This is a genomic window from Rhizobium sp. CAU 1783 (assembly GCF_054551725.1).
In genome coordinates this window covers 410,459-427,676 of sequence record NZ_JBTOLM010000002.1, presented here as the reverse complement: position 1 = coordinate 427,676, position 17,218 = coordinate 410,459, and the positions used below count along the sequence as shown (strand labels likewise).

Below are 17,218 nucleotides of genomic sequence, written 5' to 3'. Positions count from 1 at the left end.
CGTCTTCAGCGGACTTGAGAGCTTACATCTTCGGCAGGAGCACCTTGTCGATCACATGGATCACGCCGTTCGACTGCTTGACGTCGGCGACCGTGACGGTCGCCACGCCGCCGGCTTCGTCGGTGAGCGTGATCTTGTCGCCATCCATCTTGGCCTGGAGGGTGCAGCCGCCGACGGTCTTCACCGGATGGGTGCCGCCGTCATCGGCGATCATCTTGCCGATTGCGGAAGACATGGCATCGGCCGCGACAACATGGCAGGTCAGGATCTTGGTCAGCTGCTCCTCGCTCTCAGGCTTGAGCAAAGTGTCGACGGTGCCGGCCGGCAGCGCCTCGAAGGCCGCATTGGTCGGAGCAAAGACCGTGAAGGGACCCTTGCCCGACAGCGTCTCGACCAGACCGGCCGCCTTGACGGCTGCCACCAGCGTCGTGTGATCCTTCGAGTTGACGGCGTTTTCGACGATGTTCTTGTCCTCGTACATGGCGGCACCACCGACCATCGGATTTGCAGCATGAGCGGTGACCGCGCCAACGGAGACGGCGGCAGCAAGGGCAAGCGGGAAAAGTGTGGTCTTGAACATTTCGGTTTCCTCTGTCCTGGTGTTCCTGATCCCGTCCTCGGCGACTGGATTGCCGCCGGGCGGATGTCTCGGTCCCGTTTTCGGGAACACTGCAAAGGACGAGGCCTGTCGCGATCGAGTTTCACTAAAAGCACAAGATTGCCGAAAATTTTCGTAAATAATTGATTTTACGTTAAAATAAATGAAGGCCGACTTGCGTCAGAGATGGGCGGGGCCGAGCGCAATCACTGGCCCGGTTGCCTGGCCGGTCGGAGAACCACCAAACGGTTCGAGGCTGACCGCAAGTGTCACGCCCTCGGAGAAACGGGCACGCATCTCGTCGGGAACGATGATCTCACCTTCACCCGTCTGAGGAAGAACGCCAAGGGAGCGAGGCGCGGCCTGCCCCTCGATCAGCCAGAGCTCAAGCGATTTCTGGCGCGCTTCGCCGGTCGCGACCGGGGTCACCTGCAGCCGCCCGGAACCATGGTCATAGCGCGCGACAAGGCTGATCACGCTATCCTTGCCGGCGAGCTCGGCTATCAGCGGCGTGCCAACTTTCGGACGGTCCCAGAGCCCTGCTTCCGTTCCCCCGACGACGATGGCAGATGCAATGCCGGCAACAGCCATGCCGCGCCACAGGGTGAGAGAATTCCAGAGAGCCCAAAGCAGGCTCGCCGCTGACCGCGGGCGGGAACCGCCGTGAATACGTTCCTCGATCCGAGAGAACAGGGTCTCAGGGGGAAGCTCGGCGCCATAATCGTCATTGAACTGCAGGAGATTGTCTTCCCAACGGCGAACGATCTCGGCGAAGGACCGGTCGTGGCGCAGGCGGGCCTCGACCTGCATGCGATCCTCGATGCCGAGCACGCCAAGCACATATTCACCGGCGAGAACCTCGTCTCGCGAGCGGTCACCCTTGCTCTGGTCTGGCGTCGGCATCCATGCACTCTCTCAATCTCAACAGGCTGCGCCGCAGCCATGTGCGCATCGTGTTCAGCGGCACCGCAAAGCGATCCGCAAGTTCCTGATACGACAATCCCTCCACATAAGCGTGCCTGACGGCACGAGCCCGGTCAGGATCCAATGCCTGCAGACATGTGTCAATCCGCTTTCCTTCGGAACGCAACACAGCGGTGCGTTCCGGATCATCGGCCTCGTCGGCCACATCGACGGCGGCGTCAAGATCCACCGCTGCAGGCCGCCTCGTCCGAATGCGGTCGATACAGTGGTAGCGCGCAACCGCCGCAAGCCAGCCCTCGGAACCGCGTCCGGATCCGGCAAAGCTCTCGGCGCGCTGCCAGACCTTCACGAAGATATCCTGAAGAGCCTCTTCGGCATCTGCCCTGTCCTTCAATATACGAAGACAAATGGCGAAAAGTTTCGGCGCGGTCCGCGCATAAAGCAGGGAAAATGCTGCCCGATCCTTGAGGGAAACACGGAACAGCAGGCTTGAGAGGTCATCGCTCGTCATCGGCATCAACGCCTTTCCTCCGGACGGGTCCCCGTCCCAGGCATTCCAACTTGTTTCCGTTTGCGCTCCACTACGCATTTCTCCAGCCGACGGATCATCGCCCCGTTATCTTTGCCGGCATTATTCCATCGGTCACGATCTTGCGCTAAAAGGCCGCGAACCAGAGACGAGGGTATCCCATGACGGCTTCCGAAGGTGAAATGCAGGCGCGGCTCCTAGCCCAGGCCCTGCCCTACATGCAGCGTTACGAGAACAAGACGATCGTCGTGAAATATGGCGGGCATGCCATGGGCAATCCGGAACTCGGCCGTGCCTTCGCTGCCGACATCGCCCTCTTGAAGCAGTCGGGCGTCAACCCGATCGTCGTCCATGGCGGCGGTCCGCAGATCGGCGCCATGCTCACCAAGATGGGCATCGAATCGAAGTTCGAAGGCGGCCTGCGCGTCACAGACCAGAAGACCGTCGAGATCGTCGAGATGGTGCTGGCCGGCTCCATCAACAAGGAGATCGTCGCGCTCATCAACCAGACGGGCGAATGGGCGATCGGTCTCTGCGGCAAGGACGGCAACATGGTCTTCGCCGAAAAGGCGAAGAAGACCGTCACCGATCCGGATTCCAACATCGAGCGGGTCCTCGATCTGGGCTTCGTCGGCGAGGTGGTCGAAGTCGACCGCACGCTACTCGACCTTCTGGCCAAGTCCGAGATGATCCCGGTGATCGCGCCGGTCGCTCCCGGCCGCGACGGACATACTTACAACATCAATGCCGACACCTTTGCCGGTGCGATCGCCGGTGCGCTGCGCGCCACGCGGCTGCTGTTCCTGACCGACGTTCCCGGCGTGCTGAACAAGCAGGGCGAGCTTATCAAGGAACTGTCGGTCTCTCAGGCTCGGGCACTGATCAAGGACGGTACGATCTCGGGCGGCATGATCCCCAAGGTCGAGACCTGCATCGACGCCATCAATGCCGGTGTCCAGGGCGTGGTCATCCTGAACGGCAAGGTATCGCATGCCGTTTTGCTCGAGATCTTTACCGAAGGCGGCGCGGGAACCCTGATCGTTCCCTGATCTACGGCGCTACTCCGTGGTCAGAGGGCGAAGAGCCCGACCGGCCGCATCTGCCCTTCGTGGCGCAGGAGCCATTTCTTGCGCCACAACCCTCCGCCGTAACCGGAGAGAGTGCCATCAGATCCGATGCAGCGATGGCAGGGGATGACGATCCCGATGGGATTTGCGCCATTGGCCTTGCCAACCGCACGCACCGTCTCCATGCCGCCGACGTTTTTCGCGATATCGCCATAGGAACAGGTCTCCCCAAGCGGCACCGTCAGGAGCTCTGCCCAGACCTTTCGCTCGAACTCGGTCCCGGCCGGGGCAAGCGGCACGGTAAAATCGAAAAGCTTTCCGGCGAAGTAGCCCTCAAGTTCGCGTCCCATCCTGCCGGTGACGGCATTGCCTGCAGCGATGACCTCCCGCTCCAGGTGGCGTTTCTGCCGCGCAAGGCTTTCGGCAACCGGCCTGTCATCCTCGAAACTCAAGACGCGCAGATGCGTTTCGTCCGCCACGGCGACCATCGCACCGAGGGGAGTCTGAAACCACTCCGCGAAGAGAACCTTGCCCGTATCCATCATCCGTGCGCCAGTTGGAGATCCGTATTCCAATCTAGCCTCGGGTCGTCGCTCCATCAACCGGAGCCCCTCCGGTCAGGTGACGAGCAGCAGCAGGACGCCTGCCACGATCAGCAGGCAGCCGGCAACCTCCAGGCGATTGATCTTCTCCTTGAAGAAGAAGACCGAGGAGGCAAAGGTGAACAGCATCTCGACCTGAGCCAATGCCTTCACGACAGCCACCTGCTGCAGCGTCATGGCGGTGAACCAGCCGAAGGAAGCCGTCGCGCCGACGAAACCCACGAGGATGCCGACCTTCCAGGCCGAACGGACGCGGCCAAGCTCGGCACGATCGCGCCACAGCATCCATGCGAGCATAGACAGGGTCTGGACGAGGATCACCACGATCAGCGTGAAGGCGGCCTGCATGACGCTGTCCGGTGCGGGCAGGCTCGGCGCGAGCGCAAGCGAGGCCGAACGGTAGGCGATGCCCGAAACGCCGAAGAACAGGCCGGACAGGAGGCCGATCAGTGCCGTGCGGCTGAAGACCGATGTCACCAGTGCGGCCGGTGTCAGCGTGGTCCGCGCAACGGAGATCAGCATGACGCCCAGCACGGACACGAGAATGGCGGCCAAAACCGGAAGCGTGATGGTCTCGCCGAACAGGACGAGCGCGATCAGCGCCGCCTGGGCAGGTTCCGTGCGGGAATAGGCGGTGCCAACCGCGAAGTTGCGGAAAGAGAAAAGATGCACCAGCAGGAAAGTCGCGGCGATCTGGGCGCCTGCCCCGACGATGGCCCATCCCCAGAACGGTCCGTTCGGCACGGGCAGCACGCGACCGAGGCCGTAGTGGAGGATCGACAGGTAAAGCAGGGCGAAGGGTACGCCATAACCGAAGCGCACGAAGGTGGCGCCGGTGGTGCCCATCCGGCCTTTCAGGTGCTTTTGCAGGACGGAGCGCAAATTCTGGAGAAATGCGCTGGCGAAGGTGATGGGGATCCAGGCGATCATGGCGGAGCTGTATCACCGCGACCCGGCCGACGAAAGCCTGCCGTGGCGGAGAAATGGCGTGCCCGTCAGAATCGTTCGGGCGAAAAGCGTGACGGAGAAAGCCCCTCGCGGAGGAAGCCATCCGGCACCTGGCCGCCGGTCAAGAGCGCGGCGGCAAGCGAACCGAGCGCCGGTGAACTCAAAATCCCATAGCCGCCCTGGCCGGCAAGCCAGAAGAAGCGCGGATGATCGCTCGCCAGGCCGATGACGGGAAGGCGATCGGATGCGAAGCTGCGCATGCCGGCCCAGCTCTTGGCGATGCGGCGAACGCCCATGGTCGTTGCGGTTTCGAGATGGTGCGCCGCCCAGGCAATGTCGATCTCCTCCGGCTGCACGTCTCCCGGCTCGCACGGCGTCTCGTCCGCCGGAGACACCAGCAGGCGGCCGGCATCGGGCTTGCAGTAGAACTCGTCGTCGAGTTCGTTGATCTCGGGCATGCTTCGCCAGTCGATGCCATCGGGCAGGTCGACGAGGATTGCCGTGCGCCGATGCGGCACGATGCCCGTCGGCGCGACGCCGAAAAGCCCCGAGGTCTGGTCGGCCCAGCCGCCGGTCGCATTGACGACGATGCGTGCGCCGATCTCGCCCTGTTCCGTGTCGATCCGCCAGCGCTCACCATCGTCACGCGCGGCGATCGCACCGGCTTTCTGGCGCACATCCACGCCGGCCCGTCGCGCGCCCTTGAGATAACCCTGCAACAGGCTTTCGACCTCGATGTCCCAGAATTCCGGGTCGTGATAGGCGCTGGCGACATAGGCCGGATCGAGGATCGGGACCATGTCGATCGCCTCGTCGACGGTCAGCCGCCTGAGGCAATCGGTATTTGCCTGCTCCGCGGCAAAATGGGCTTCGAACCGCTCGGCCTTCTCCGCGTTGGCGATCATCACGCCTCCGCGCGGCACGAGCAGCGGCACCTCCGAAAACCCCTGCGGCGGACGATCGAAGAAATCGCGGCTGATCGCGGCGAGCTTGCAGACCTCGGGACTGTTGTAGCGCAGGACGAACTCCGCGGCAGACCGGCCGGTCGAATGATAGCCGAGGCTCCCCTCATGCTCCAGGAGCACGACCGAGCGATCGGCGCCGAGGAAATAGGCGAGCGAGAGGCCGGCAATGCCGCCCCCGAGAATAGCGATGTCATAGGTCTGCATGTGCGGTCATCCTTAAAGAGGTCCGCACGCTAGCGATCGCATAACCTTCGTTCAAATTTATAAGGTCAAATGCGGCCATCAATTCAATTGATGATATTGCTCATCCTCGAAGAGTTCGAGACCGTCCATCGCCGCGACGAATGCCTGTTCCGCCGGATTCAGCATGGCATTGGGATTGGTGATCAGGAAGACCTCGCTGACCGGAAGATTTCCATAGGGTGGCAGCTGCCAGAGCCTGCCGGCCTCGACCATCGGTCGCACCAGATGATTGGGCAACATTCCGATGCCGATGTTCGCGGCAACCATGCGGATCACCTCCTCCACATTGCTGGAAACGGCGCGCACCTCTTGCCCGAAGGAGCCGATCGCACGAACGGCCGTCACAGCGTTCATATGCTGACCTCCCAGAACGTCGGCAGTGAAGGCGATATAAGGATCGCCGCGCAGATCGTTGAGCGCCGCGCCCTTCACGCCGAACAGGCGGTGGCCTGCTCCGCAGTAGAGCGCGTACCGCTCGTTCTTGTAGGGTGCCTTGAACAGGTGATCGGGAATGATGCCATCGCAGATGCCGATGCTGGCGATGCCGCGCTCGACCGAACTGATGACATCGGCGGTCGTCTCGATCGTGACGTTCATCGTCACCTTCGGGTGCGCGGCGAAGAAGCGGGCGCTGCGTTCGTCCCAGCCCGGGTGATGGACATGGGAGACCGCGTGGACGGAGACATGGCCAGTGATATCGGCTCCGGCGCTTTCCAGCGTGTCCGGCAGGCGAACGACGGCGGCAAAGATGTCTCTCGCCTGGCGGTAGAGCCGTTCGCCGGCTTCGGTCATCTCGAAGCGGCCGGGTCGTCGATCGATCAATCGGTGACCGGTCGTCTCCTCCAGCCGCTTCAACGCCATCGAGACTGCCGGCTGCTGAAGCAAGAGGCGGTTGGCGGCAGCGGTGATGGAGCCCTCCTCGACGACCACGGCAAAGGTGCGCAGGAGGTTCCAGTCGAGATTATGAGCAAAGCGTTCGAGCCGTTTGCTGGTCATGGTCGAGCCCTGAGACGCGGATTTTACGATTAATCACGTTGATAACGGATATTGCAACTATCTATTTCGCTTATACCGAAGGCCTGCATAGACTTTCCTCGAAGGCGGCGCAAAAGCCGCCACCAGCCAGGGGAACGATCATGAAAAAAACCATTCTCGCATTGGCCTTCACGGCGCTGACGGCGTTCGCTGCCCAGGCCGCCGACAAGCTCGTCATCGGCACAGAAGGAGCCTATCCGCCCTTCAATTTCGTCGATTCCGACGGCAAGGTCGGTGGCTTCGACGTCGAGATCGGCCTGGCGCTCTGCGCCGAAATGAAGGTGGAATGCGACGTCGTCACGCAGGATTGGGACGGCATCATTCCGGCATTGCAGGCGAAGAAGTTCGATTTCATGATCGCCTCGATGTTCATCACGCCCGAGCGAGCCGAAAAAGTCGCCTTCACCAAGTCCTACTACAAGGCGCCGATGACCCACATCGCCCAGAAGGGTGCCAACATCACCGACTTCACGAACGAAGGGCTCAAGGGCAAGGTTATCGGCGCACAGGCCGGCACCACCCAGGCCGAATACGCCACCGCCACCTATCCGGACGTCGAGGTGAAACTCTACCCCACCCAGGACGAAGTGAACCTCGACATGATCAACGGCCGCCTCGACCTTCAGGTCGGCGACATGCTGCCGATGATGGACTGGCTGTCCAAAGGTGACGGTGCCAAGTGCTGCGAACTGGTCGGCGCACCGATTGCCGATCCCAAGTTCATCGGCGAAGGCGCCGGCATCGCGGTACGCAAGGAAGATACCGACCTGCTCGCCAAGCTGAATGCCGCAATCGACGCGATCCGCGCCAACGGGAAATACGCGGAAATCAACAAGAAGTACTTCCCGATCGACATCTACGAGATGAAGTAATCGCCCGGACCTTCTGAAACCTCCCCTCGCCGCCCCGCGCCGGCGAGGGGATTTTCATTGCCAAATCGGATGGTCCTGTCATAACGCGGAGCATGACCGACAAATCGCTTCTTCCGCATCGAGACGACTTCGCCCACGTTCGGGACTGGGTGTTCGATCTCGACAACACGCTCTATCCGCATCACATCAACCTGTTCGCGCAGATCGACCGCAACATGACGGCCTACGTCGCGCAGCTACTGCAGATGGATCCGGCGGAAGCGAAGCTGCTGCAGAAGAAGTACTATCACGACCACGGCACCACGCTCGCCGGCCTGATGCTGCACCATGGCGTCGATCCCAACGACTTCCTCGAAAAGGCCCATGCGATCGACTATTCGGCGCTGCTGCCCGATGCCAACCTCGGCGCGGCGATCAGGGCACTGCCGGGCCGGAAGTTCATCTTCACCAACGGCACCGTGGCCCATGCGGAAGCGGCAGCGCGTGCGCTCGGCATCCTCGACCATTTCGACGACATCTTCGACATCGTGGCTGCCGAGTACCAGCCGAAGCCGGCTGGCAGCACCTATGACAAGTTCACCAGCCTTAACCGCATCGACACCCGCAATGCGGCGATGTTCGAAGACCTGCCGCGCAATCTCTCGGTGCCCAAGGCGCTGGGGATGAAGACGGTCCTGCTCGTTCCGCGCAATCTCGGCTCGGTCGTGCTGGAGAGCTGGGAACTCGCGGAGAACACCGATCCGGGCAGCATCGATTTCGTCACTGACGACCTCGCGGGCTTCCTGGAACGGTTGATCTCCGCCGACGGCTGAGCCTCCGGCTAGATTACCAAAGTTTCACCCAGCTTACCGATGTTTAAGTAGGTTCTGGTCAACCGGCGCCTTAGGTTTCTCTCATCACCGACAGATGAAAGGAACAGGCAATGACCGGCAAGAAACTCACAATCGCGGCGATCATCGGCAGCCTCATGATCGGCACCTCGGCTTCGGCCGTCCTCGCTCGCCAGGAGATGGGACGCGGCCCCGGCGGCGGCCCGGACGGAATGTTCGTCCGCATGCTCCAGAACTTCGACAACAACAAGGACGGCAAGATCGCCAAGGACGAGGCCTCTGCGGCTGGTGAAAAGATCTTCGCTTCCATCGACGAGAACACTGACGGCATCCTCACGCCCGGCGAGTTCCGTAAGCACCGCGAAGCCATGCGTGAACAGCGCAAGGCCGAACGCGAGGCCAATGCGGCCGGACAGGGCAATGGTCCCGGCCAGGGTCCGCAGGACGGCAGTGGCCCTCAGGACGACCAGCCCCCGCGTGACGGCTCTGCCAACCAGTTCGGCTGGAACTGGGGCTTCGGCGGCGGACGCGGTGGCCACCATGGCTGGGGCGGCAACGGCCCGGACGGTAATGACGGTCCGCGACACGGCAAGCATAATGGCGAAGACCATGCCATGCGTGACGGCATGGGGCCTAACATGGGTCCCGACATGGGCCGAGGTGGCCCGATGGACGGCCGCATGGGTGACCATGGTCCGCGCGGCATCATTCGCGTCGCCGATGCCGACGAGAACGGTCAGATCACCAAGGCCGAAGCCAGCGCGCTCATCGACAAGATGTTCACCCAGCTGGATACCAACAAGGACGGCGCAATCTCTGCCGACGACCTGCCGAAGCGCGGGTTCGGGTTCCTCTGACCCCCTCACATCCATGAGCAGGAAAGCCCGCGTCGATCGCGGGCTTTCGCGTTGTCAGAGCTCGTAGTGATCGGCGATGATCTTCCACGCCTCGTCCGCCGTCTCGACGAAGTGCAGCAGGTCGAGATCCTCCGGCGCCACGGTTCCGAAATCCGCGAGCGCCTGAAAATCGACGATCTTGCGCCAGAAGGACTCGCCGAAGAGGATCAACGGAATCGGCGCCATGCGCTTGGTCTGGATGAGGGTCAGCGCCTCGAAAAACTCATCGAGCGTGCCGAACCCGCCCGGAAAGATGGCGATCGCCTTGGCCCGCATCAGGAAATGCATCTTGCGGATGGCGAAGTAGTGGAAGTTGAAGCTCAGTTCGGGCGTGACGAAGGGGTTGGGCGCCTGCTCGTGCGGCAATACGATGTTGAGGCCAATCGTCGGCGCACCGACTTCCGAGGCCCCGCGATTTCCGGCCTCCATGACACCTGGCCCGCCGCCGGTCGTCACCACGTATTCCCTATGCTCGTGGCGCGTCGCGTATTCAGCGCAGAGACGGGCGAACTTACGGGCCTCCTCGTAATAGACGGAGGCCGCCATCAGACTGGCCCGCTGGGTCTCGTTGCGCGCGGCCCAGGCATCCTTGCCCGGGGCCGGGATACGGGCGCCGCCGAACATGACGACCGTCGACTTGATGCCGCGTTCCGCCAAGATCATCTCGGTTTTCAGGAGTTCCAGCTGCAGTCGCACGGGGCGAAGCTCCTCGCGCATCATGAAGTCGTCGTCGACATAGGCAAGCCGATAGGAAGGCGATTCCGACTGCGGCGTGAGCGGCACCTCGGCGGCGCGCTTTCGGTCCGTCCGGCTGTCCTTCAGGGCAACCCAGGAGCCGTCCTTGCTCCGCTGCCGGCCATTGGTCTGCTTTGCCATATGTCATGCCTTTCTTTGTCGCAATCCGAGACGCCGAATGCGCCGGCGGCTGTTTTCAACCCCGGGCGAATGCGCTAGAGCAAATGCCAGTTCCCGATTGCGAATTCGGATATCGTCCGGTTCAACGATAGACAACGAAGTTTAAGGAATTCAAATGAACGCCACGGATCTCACCGCCCTCGAAAGCATCATCGAAGCGGCCTTTGAAAACCGCGACACGGTCACGACCGCGACCCGCGGCGAGATCCGCGATGCCGTCGAAACCGCCCTCAACCTGCTCGACAGCGGCAAGGCACGCGTTGCGACCCGTGGCGACGACGGGAACTGGACCGTTCACCAGTGGCTGAAGAAGGCCGTGCTGCTGTCCTTCCGGCTCAACGCCATGGAAGTCGTCTCCGGCGGCCCGGGCGGCTCGACCTGGTGGGACAAGGTTCCTTCGAAGTTCGACGGCTGGAGCACCAACGAGTTCGAACGTGCCGGCTTCCGCGCCGTTCCGAACGCCGTCGTGCGCCGTTCCGCCTATATCGCGCCGAACGCCATCCTGATGCCGTCCTTCGTCAATCTCGGCGCCTATGTCGGTGAAGGCACGATGGTCGACACCTGGGCGACTGTCGGCTCCTGCGCCCAGATCGGCAAGCATGTCCACCTTTCCGGCGGCGTCGGCATCGGCGGCGTGCTGGAACCGATGCAGGCCGGCCCGACCATCGTCGAGGACAACTGCTTCATCGGCGCCCGCTCCGAAGTCGTCGAAGGCTGCATCATCCGTGAAGGCTCCGTGCTCGGCATGGGCGTGTTCATCGGCAAGTCGACCAAGATCGTCGATCGCGCCACCGGCGAAGTCACCTATGGCGAAGTGCCGCCCTACTCCGTCGTCGTTGCCGGCTCCATGCCCTCGGGCAATGTCATGCCGAATGGCCAGCCCGCACCGAGCCTCTACTGCGCCGTCATCGTCAAGCGCGTCGATGAAAAGACCCGCTCGAAGACCGGCATCAACGAGCTGCTCCGGGACTGAGCCCGATGCAGCCCGCGGCCCGGCGGCCGACCGTCGGCTGGTTGCTGTTTAGCCCGTCCGGCCGTGCCGGGCGGCAGGTTTTCATCCTCGGCTGGCTGTTCTGGATGACCGTGAACTGCTTCACGGTCAGCGCGCTCGCGACCCATCAGGACGACGAGCAGGTCTTCGGGCTTCTCAGCGCGCTCTTCTTCTCCGGGGTCTTCGTCTCGGCCGTATCGACCGTGATGCTCAGCATCAAGCGACTGCACGACATGGGACTGCCGGGGATCAGCGTCGCGGCACTGTTCATTCCGGCGATTTCCTTCGTCATGCTGTTCGTACTCTGCCTCTGGCCGTCGGCAAAAGGCCAGAACGCCTATGGTGCCGCCGCCGACTCGCCGCAATCCTGAGGGAGGCTTTAACCGTGACAGGTCACGACCGATCGGCTAAACCTGCCAGAAATTCTCCCAGCCGGTCGCAGGCTCGCGCCTTCGGACCCCACACGACGCCAAGATCATGATCGCCACAAATCCCGTCGAAGTTCTCCAGGCTCTCATCCGCTGCCCATCCGTCACGCCGGCGGAAGGCGGCGCACTCACCGCGCTCCAGACGCTCGTGGAACCGCTCGGCTTCAAGGTCTCGCGCATGACGGCGACAGAGCCGGGCACGCCTGACATCGAAAACCTCTATGCCCGCCTCGGCGACGGCGGCCCTCACCTCATGTTCGCCGGCCATACCGACGTCGTGCCGGTCGGCGACGAGGCGGCTTGGAGCCATCCACCGTTCGCCGCCGAGATCGCCGAGGGCGTCCTCTTCGGTCGCGGTGCCGTCGACATGAAGGGTGGCATCGCCTGCTTCGTCTCGGCGATCGCGCGCGTCATCGAGGAGAAGGGCGCGCCGAAGGGTTCGGTTTCTCTGCTGATCACCGGCGACGAGGAAGGACCGGCGATCAACGGCACCGTGAAGCTGCTCGAATGGGCAAAGGACCGCGGCGAAAGCTGGGATGCCTGCCTGGTCGGCGAACCGACCAATCCGGACCAGCTCGGAGACATGATCAAGATCGGCCGGCGCGGCTCGGTTTCCGGAACCGTGACGGTGCGCGGCGTACAGGGTCATGCGGCCTATCCCCACCTCGCCGACAATCCCGTGCGCGGCGCCATCCGGCTTGCCGACGCGCTGATGCATCCGCCCTTCGATCACGGGACCGACAATTTCCAGCCATCCAACCTCGAAGTAACCTCGATCGACGTCGGCAATGCCGCCACGAACGTCATCCCCTCGCGCGCGACGTTCAAGTTCAACATCCGCTTCAACGACACATGGTCGGCCGAAACCGTGCAGGCTGAGATCGTGCGCCGGCTGAACGTGGCTGCCGCGGAAAGCCCGCTTCGCCCCGGCCGCGACCCGGTTGCCTACGACATCGTCTGGTCGGAACGACCGAGCCACGTCTTCCTGACCCGCAGCAATTCGCTCATCAGCGCGCTCTCGGCAGCGATCGAGAAGCAGACCGGTCTCACGCCACAGCTTTCGACGACCGGCGGCACTTCGGATGCGCGTTACATCAAGGATTATTGCCCGGTGGTCGAATTCGGCCTCGTCGGTCAGACCATGCACATGGTCGACGAGCGCGTCGCCGTCGAGGACCTGGAAAACCTGACGAGGATCTACAAGGTCTTCATCGAGCAATGGTTCGCGAATGCCGACGCTTAAGGAGGTCGAAATCTACCTGAACGGCCTATGGCTGCTATTCAGGCAGGATGCGAAGGGGTTTGCCTTCCTGGATTTCTCCGACCGCGGGGCGATGCGCTCGTTCTGGGCCGTGTTCTTCGCCCTGCCGACCACGATGCTCTCCTTCCTTTGGTGGAGGAGCATGTATCTCAAGGGGATGCCGGAAGGCGTCGATGTCGGCGCTCTCTTTTTCTTCAGGCTCGGCCTCGTCGAGATCGCCAACTGGATCGTACCGCTGGTTCTGGCAGGCCTGCTCTGTTGGATGCTCGGGATCGGCTCACGATTTCTGGCGATCGTCGTCGTGTCGAACTGGCTCGCGCTACCCGTCTCCTACGCCTACGCGCTCCTCATCCTTGCCATGATACTCGTTCCGAGCCTGTCGGGCCTGGTCGCCATCCTGTCCTACGGACTGGCGCTCACGTTGATCATCGCCCTCTTTCGCATCCTCAGGATGCTAATCGGCGACCATTCCCTGACGATCGCAACGGTGGTCATGGTGTTGCTCGTCCCGACCATGATCCTCTCGGAACTGCTCGAACGCTATCTCGACGTCTATCCGGGCTGATCCGCTCAGATGGCGCGCTGATTGACGCGCTTCGACAGTTCGGCTGCCGTCTCGACACGCTCCGAATAGCGTTCGACAAGATAGTCTGACCGCTCGCGCAGCAGCAGGGTAAACTTGATGAGCTCTTCCATCACGTCGACGACGCGCTCGTAGTAGGACGAAGGCTTCATCCGGCCGGCCTCGTCGAACTCGGCAAAGGCCTTCGGAACCGACGACTGATTAGGGATGGTGAACATCCGCATCCAGCGCCCCAGCACCCGCATCTGGTTAAGCGAGTTGAAGCTCTGCGAGCCACCGCTGACCTGCATGAGGGCGAGCGTACGGCCCTGCGTGGGACGAATGGCCCCAATCGAGAGGGGCAGCCAGTCGATCTGGGTCTTCATCGCGCCCGTCATCGCTCCGTGGCGCTCGGGCGAGCACCAGACCTGGCCTTCCGACCAAAGCGACAGCTCGCGCAGTTCCTGGACCTTGGGATGCGACGCCTCGACCGCATCGGCCAGCGGCAAGCCATGCGGGTCGAAGATGCGCACCTCGGCACCATAGCGCATGAGGATTCGCGCGGCCTCCTCGGTCAGAAGGCGGGAATAGGAACGCTCCCTGAGCGAGCCGTAAAGCATCAGGATACGCGGAGGGTGGGTCATGCGCTCCGCGCGGAACAACCGGTCCTCGTCGACAGGACGAAACTGGCTTTCATCGATATTTGGCGTGTCGATGCCTTCGACGCGACTCATTCCCCGGCGCCCCCGTGCTTGACGGTTTCACCATCCTCCTTGGTGAACGAGGTCACCGGATTTTCGAGAATCTCCAGGACGACTTCCGAAGGCCGGCAAAGGCGGGTGCCCTTCGTCGTCTCGACGATCGGCCGGTTGATGAGGATCGGATGAGCCATCATCGCGTCGACCAGCTGGTCGTCCGAGAGGCTTGGGTCATCGAGGCCCAACTCCTCATAGGGCGTGCCCTTCTTCCGCAGCAGTTCGCGCGTCGAAATTCCCATCTTGCCGATCAGCTCGACCAGGCGCTCGCGGCTCGGCGGCGTCTTCAGATATTCGATCACCACCGGGTTCTCGCCGGACTGGCGGATCATCTCCAGCGTGTTGCGGGAGGTCCCGCAGGCGGGGTTGTGATAGATGGTGACGGTCACGAACAACTCCATATTTCTAGATTTCTCGAAATATGGATATGTCATTTCCAACCCGCTGGCAAGCGGCGTTCGCCGCCAGATGCGAGCGTCAGACCGCTTCGTCGCCCGGATAGTCGACGCGCAGGAAGAACAGGCCTCCGGGCGGAGCGACCGGACCACAGGCGGCGCGATCACGCGCTTCAAGGGCGGACTGCACGTCGTCGGGCGTCATCTTGCCGTCGCCGACCAGCTTGAGCGTTCCGGCGAAGGAACGGATCTGGTTGTGCAGGAAGCTCTGCGCTGTCGCCCGCAGTTCGATCAGATCGCCGCTGCGGGTGATGTCCAGTCGGTCGAGCGTGCGGACGGGGCTGGTCGCCTGGCAATGCGCCGATCGAAAGGTGGTGAAGTCGTGATGACCGACGAGCCGCTGGGCGGCGGCGTGCATCGCCTCGTGATCGAGCGGTTTCGGCACCCACCAGGCGCGATCCGCCTCCAGTGCCAGCCGGGCGGGTCGGTTGATGAAGCGATAGAGATAGTGGCGGCGTAGCGCGGAAAAACGGGCGTCGAAGCTTTCATCGACGGTGTGCACGTCGAGGACCGCGACCTTCTCGCCGGCAAGCGACAGATGTGCATTCAATGCGTTGCGCAGCTTGTAGGGAACCCATTCGCGCGCCAGATCGACATGAATGACCTGGCCCATGGCATGGACACCCGAGTCCGTGCGACCCGCGCCCCGGATGGAAACCGTCTCGCCCGTCAGCGCCAGCACCGCGGCCTCGAGGGCGCCCTGCACCGAGGCGCCGTTATCCTGGCGCTGCCAGCCGACATAGGGCGTGCCATCATATTCGACGGTCATGCGGAACCGCGGCATCAGGCGAGAACCGTTCCGGGCGAGACAGGCGTGCCACGCAGGAAATCGGCGGCATCCAGCGGTTTTCCGCCAGCCTTCTGCAATCGCGTCAAACGCACGGCGCCGGCCGCACAGGCCACGGCGAGAGAGGCATCAAGAACTTCACCAACTCTCCCCGCGCCATCGCACAGTTCGGAGCCGAGCACCTTGACGCGCTCCGGCTTGCCGTTGACTGCCAGTTCGAACCAAGCCCCGGGGAAAGGCGAAAGACCACGGATGTGATTGTGAACCTCGGCAGCGGAAAGGGAAAAATCGATCCGAGTTTCGGCCTTGTCAATCTTGGCCGCATAGAGAACACCGTCGGCCGGTTGCGGATCGGTCTCGAGGGTGCCTGCTTCCAGCCTCGCCATCGCATCGACCATGGCTTCCGCGCCGATTTCCCGCAGGCGATCATGCAGTTCGCCGGCCGTCATGTTCGGTTCGATGGCAACCTTGCGCGTCAGTGCGACAGGACCGGTGTCGAGCCCCTTGTCCATCTTCATGACCATCATGCCCGTCTCCGCATCACCGGCCATGATGGCCCGCTGGATCGGAGCTGCACCACGCCAGCGCGGCAGAAGCGAGGCGTGACCGTTATAGGCGCCGAGCCGCGTTCCCGTCAGGATCGCCTCGGGCAGGAGCAAGCCATAGGCAACGACCACCGCGACATCCGCACCGAAGGCGCGGAACCGGTCACGATCCTCCGCCTCGCGGAAATTCAGGGGATGGAGAACCGGAATTCCGAGGCGTTCGGCAGCGAGGTGAACGGGAGACTTCTGGAGGTCGAGGCCACGCCGCCCGCCGGGGCGCGGCGGCTGGGTGTAGGCGGCGGCGATCTCGTGACCCGCCGCGGCGAGCGCCTCGAGCGTGGCGACCGAGAAGTCGGGCGTTCCCATGAAGATGATGCGAAGTGCCATGATGGGTCCCATCTCCTCGCAGGATGTGATGCATGCCGCAGCCACCTGGACCGCACGGCGTCAGAGCGCCTTCGACTTGGCCGCCTTCGTGAATTTCTTGATCACCATCTCGCGCTTCAGGCGGGAGATGTGGTCGATGAAAAGAACACCGTTCAGGTGATCGATCTCGTGCTGCAGGCAGGTGGCCAACAGGCCGTCGGCTTCGGTCAGCCGTTCCTTGCCGTCGCGGTCAATCGACTTGACGGTCACGCTCGCGGGCCGTTCCACTTCGGCGTAGTAGTCGGGGATCGACAGGCAGCCTTCCTCGTAGACCGAACGCTCGTCGGAACTCGTGATGATTTCCGGGTTGATGAACACGAGCGGGCGCTTGTCTTCACCTTCCTTGGCGACATCGATGACCAGCAGGCGGCGCGGCACGCCGATCTGGATGGCCGCAAGACCGATGCCGGGCGCATCATACATGGTCTCCAGCATGTCGTCGGCCAACTGACGCATATCGTCGTCGACGCGTTCGATGGGCGTGGAAACCTGCCGCAGCAAGGGATCGGGGAGAATGATGAGAGGCTTGATCGTCATGGGCCTCCCATATCGCATCTTTTCTGGCGATGGAATCGAAAAACGCG

The 17,218-nt window shown here is 62.7% G+C and carries 21 protein-coding genes; 8 read left to right on the top strand and 13 right to left on the bottom strand.

Annotation, left to right across the window (positions count from 1 at the left end; genetic code table 11):
* Nucleotides 1-22: 22 nt before the first annotated feature.
* From ACX93L_RS08830 to ACX93L_RS08820, 3 genes are all read right to left on the bottom strand, one after another.
* Nucleotides 23-580: a fasciclin domain-containing protein gene (locus ACX93L_RS08830; RefSeq protein WP_459404512.1), complete on the bottom strand. Its 558-nt coding sequence runs from the start codon at nt 578-580 to the stop codon at nt 23-25.
* Nucleotides 581-778: 198 nt separating this feature from the next.
* The gene (locus ACX93L_RS08825) at nt 779-1,501 is read right to left on the bottom strand and encodes an anti-sigma factor (protein WP_459404511.1); all 723 of its coding nucleotides are present in this window, start codon (nt 1,499-1,501) and stop codon (nt 779-781) included.
* Nucleotides 1,473-2,033 carry a sigma-70 family RNA polymerase sigma factor gene (locus tag ACX93L_RS08820; protein ID WP_459405354.1) on the bottom strand — a complete coding sequence of 187 codons (561 nt, stop codon included), beginning with the start codon at nt 2,031-2,033 and terminating at the stop codon, nt 1,473-1,475. The genes ACX93L_RS08825 and ACX93L_RS08820 overlap by 29 nt, the downstream gene beginning before the upstream one ends.
* Nucleotides 2,034-2,212: 179 nt before the next feature.
* Here ACX93L_RS08820 and argB point away from each other — a divergent pair, with 179 nt between their 5' ends.
* Nucleotides 2,213-3,100, top strand: a complete 888-nt coding sequence (argB, locus tag ACX93L_RS08815) for an acetylglutamate kinase (RefSeq protein ID WP_169591289.1) — start codon at nt 2,213-2,215, stop codon at nt 3,098-3,100.
* 20 nt (nt 3,101-3,120) lie between these two features.
* Here the strand turns inward: argB and ACX93L_RS08810 are convergent, their stop codons facing one another.
* From ACX93L_RS08810 to ACX93L_RS08795, 4 genes are all read right to left on the bottom strand, one after another.
* Nucleotides 3,121-3,660 (bottom strand): methylated-DNA--[protein]-cysteine S-methyltransferase, encoded by a 540-nt coding sequence (locus ACX93L_RS08810; protein ID WP_459405353.1) that lies wholly within the window; start codon nt 3,658-3,660, stop codon nt 3,121-3,123.
* A 75-nt stretch (nt 3,661-3,735) separates the two neighbouring features.
* On the bottom strand, nt 3,736-4,650 hold the full coding sequence (locus ACX93L_RS08805) for an EamA family transporter (protein ID WP_459404510.1): 915 nt from the start codon (nt 4,648-4,650) through the stop codon (nt 3,736-3,738).
* Nucleotides 4,651-4,715: 65 nt separating this feature from the next.
* Nucleotides 4,716-5,837 carry an NAD(P)/FAD-dependent oxidoreductase gene (locus tag ACX93L_RS08800; protein WP_459404509.1) on the bottom strand — a complete coding sequence of 374 codons (1,122 nt, stop codon included), beginning with the start codon at nt 5,835-5,837 and terminating at the stop codon, nt 4,716-4,718.
* 78 nt (nt 5,838-5,915) lie between these two features.
* Complete coding sequence (locus ACX93L_RS08795; protein ID WP_459404508.1) at nt 5,916-6,872, bottom strand: LysR family transcriptional regulator; 957 nt, start codon at nt 6,870-6,872, stop codon at nt 5,916-5,918.
* Nucleotides 6,873-7,012: 140 nt separating this feature from the next.
* Here ACX93L_RS08795 and ACX93L_RS08790 point away from each other — a divergent pair, with 140 nt between their 5' ends.
* The 3 genes from ACX93L_RS08790 to ACX93L_RS08780 all read left to right on the top strand — a co-directional run bounded on the left by ACX93L_RS08790 (nt 7,013) and on the right by ACX93L_RS08780 (nt 9,470).
* Entirely contained in the window at nt 7,013-7,783 is a 771-nt protein-coding gene (locus ACX93L_RS08790; protein ID WP_459404507.1) for an ABC transporter substrate-binding protein, read from the top strand.
* 92 nt (nt 7,784-7,875) lie between these two features.
* On the top strand, nt 7,876-8,595 hold the full coding sequence (locus tag ACX93L_RS08785) for a pyrimidine 5'-nucleotidase (protein ID WP_459404506.1): 720 nt from the start codon (nt 7,876-7,878) through the stop codon (nt 8,593-8,595).
* Nucleotides 8,596-8,705: 110 nt separating this feature from the next.
* Complete coding sequence (locus ACX93L_RS08780; protein ID WP_459404505.1) at nt 8,706-9,470, top strand: calcium-binding protein; 765 nt, start codon at nt 8,706-8,708, stop codon at nt 9,468-9,470.
* 54 nt (nt 9,471-9,524) lie between these two features.
* Here the strand turns inward: ACX93L_RS08780 and ACX93L_RS08775 are convergent, their stop codons facing one another.
* Complete coding sequence (locus tag ACX93L_RS08775) at nt 9,525-10,385, bottom strand: LOG family protein (protein ID WP_459404504.1); 861 nt, start codon at nt 10,383-10,385, stop codon at nt 9,525-9,527.
* 154 nt (nt 10,386-10,539) lie between these two features.
* On the opposite strand from ACX93L_RS08775, the gene dapD reads away from it, so the two are divergent.
* The 4 genes from dapD (at nt 10,540) to ACX93L_RS08755 (ending at nt 13,669) form a co-directional block, all read left to right on the top strand.
* Nucleotides 10,540-11,397, top strand: coding sequence for a 2,3,4,5-tetrahydropyridine-2,6-dicarboxylate N-succinyltransferase (gene dapD, locus ACX93L_RS08770; RefSeq protein ID WP_459404503.1), 858 nt, complete (start codon nt 10,540-10,542; stop codon nt 11,395-11,397).
* Between the two features lie 5 nt (nt 11,398-11,402).
* Entirely contained in the window at nt 11,403-11,786 is a 384-nt protein-coding gene (locus tag ACX93L_RS08765; RefSeq protein WP_459404502.1) for a DUF805 domain-containing protein, read from the top strand.
* A gap of 106 nt (nt 11,787-11,892) precedes the next feature.
* A complete protein-coding gene (gene dapE, locus ACX93L_RS08760) occupies nt 11,893-13,086 on the top strand; it encodes a succinyl-diaminopimelate desuccinylase (protein ID WP_459404501.1) in 1,194 nt (397 codons plus the stop codon).
* Nucleotides 13,073-13,669: a hypothetical protein gene (locus ACX93L_RS08755; RefSeq protein WP_459404500.1), complete on the top strand. Its 597-nt coding sequence runs from the start codon at nt 13,073-13,075 to the stop codon at nt 13,667-13,669. Before dapE ends, ACX93L_RS08755 begins: the two co-directional genes overlap by 14 nt.
* Nucleotides 13,670-13,674: 5 nt before the next feature.
* Here ACX93L_RS08755 and arsH read toward each other — a convergent pair whose 3' ends face one another.
* The 5 genes from arsH to def form a co-directional block, all read right to left on the bottom strand.
* On the bottom strand, nt 13,675-14,400 hold the full coding sequence (gene arsH, locus ACX93L_RS08750; RefSeq protein ID WP_459404499.1) for an arsenical resistance protein ArsH: 726 nt from the start codon (nt 14,398-14,400) through the stop codon (nt 13,675-13,677).
* Nucleotides 14,397-14,810, bottom strand: coding sequence for an arsenate reductase (glutaredoxin) (gene arsC / locus ACX93L_RS08745; protein WP_459404498.1), 414 nt, complete (start codon nt 14,808-14,810; stop codon nt 14,397-14,399). The genes arsH and arsC overlap by 4 nt, the downstream gene beginning before the upstream one ends.
* 88 nt (nt 14,811-14,898) lie before the next feature.
* A complete protein-coding gene (gene truA / locus ACX93L_RS08740; protein ID WP_459404497.1) occupies nt 14,899-15,660 on the bottom strand; it encodes a tRNA pseudouridine(38-40) synthase TruA in 762 nt (253 codons plus the stop codon).
* A complete protein-coding gene (fmt, locus tag ACX93L_RS08735; protein WP_459404496.1) occupies nt 15,660-16,595 on the bottom strand; it encodes a methionyl-tRNA formyltransferase in 936 nt (311 codons plus the stop codon). Before fmt ends, truA begins: the two co-directional genes overlap by 1 nt.
* Nucleotides 16,596-16,655: 60 nt before the next feature.
* Entirely contained in the window at nt 16,656-17,171 is a 516-nt protein-coding gene (gene def, locus ACX93L_RS08730; RefSeq protein WP_459404495.1) for a peptide deformylase, read from the bottom strand.
* Nucleotides 17,172-17,218 lie beyond the last annotated feature (47 nt).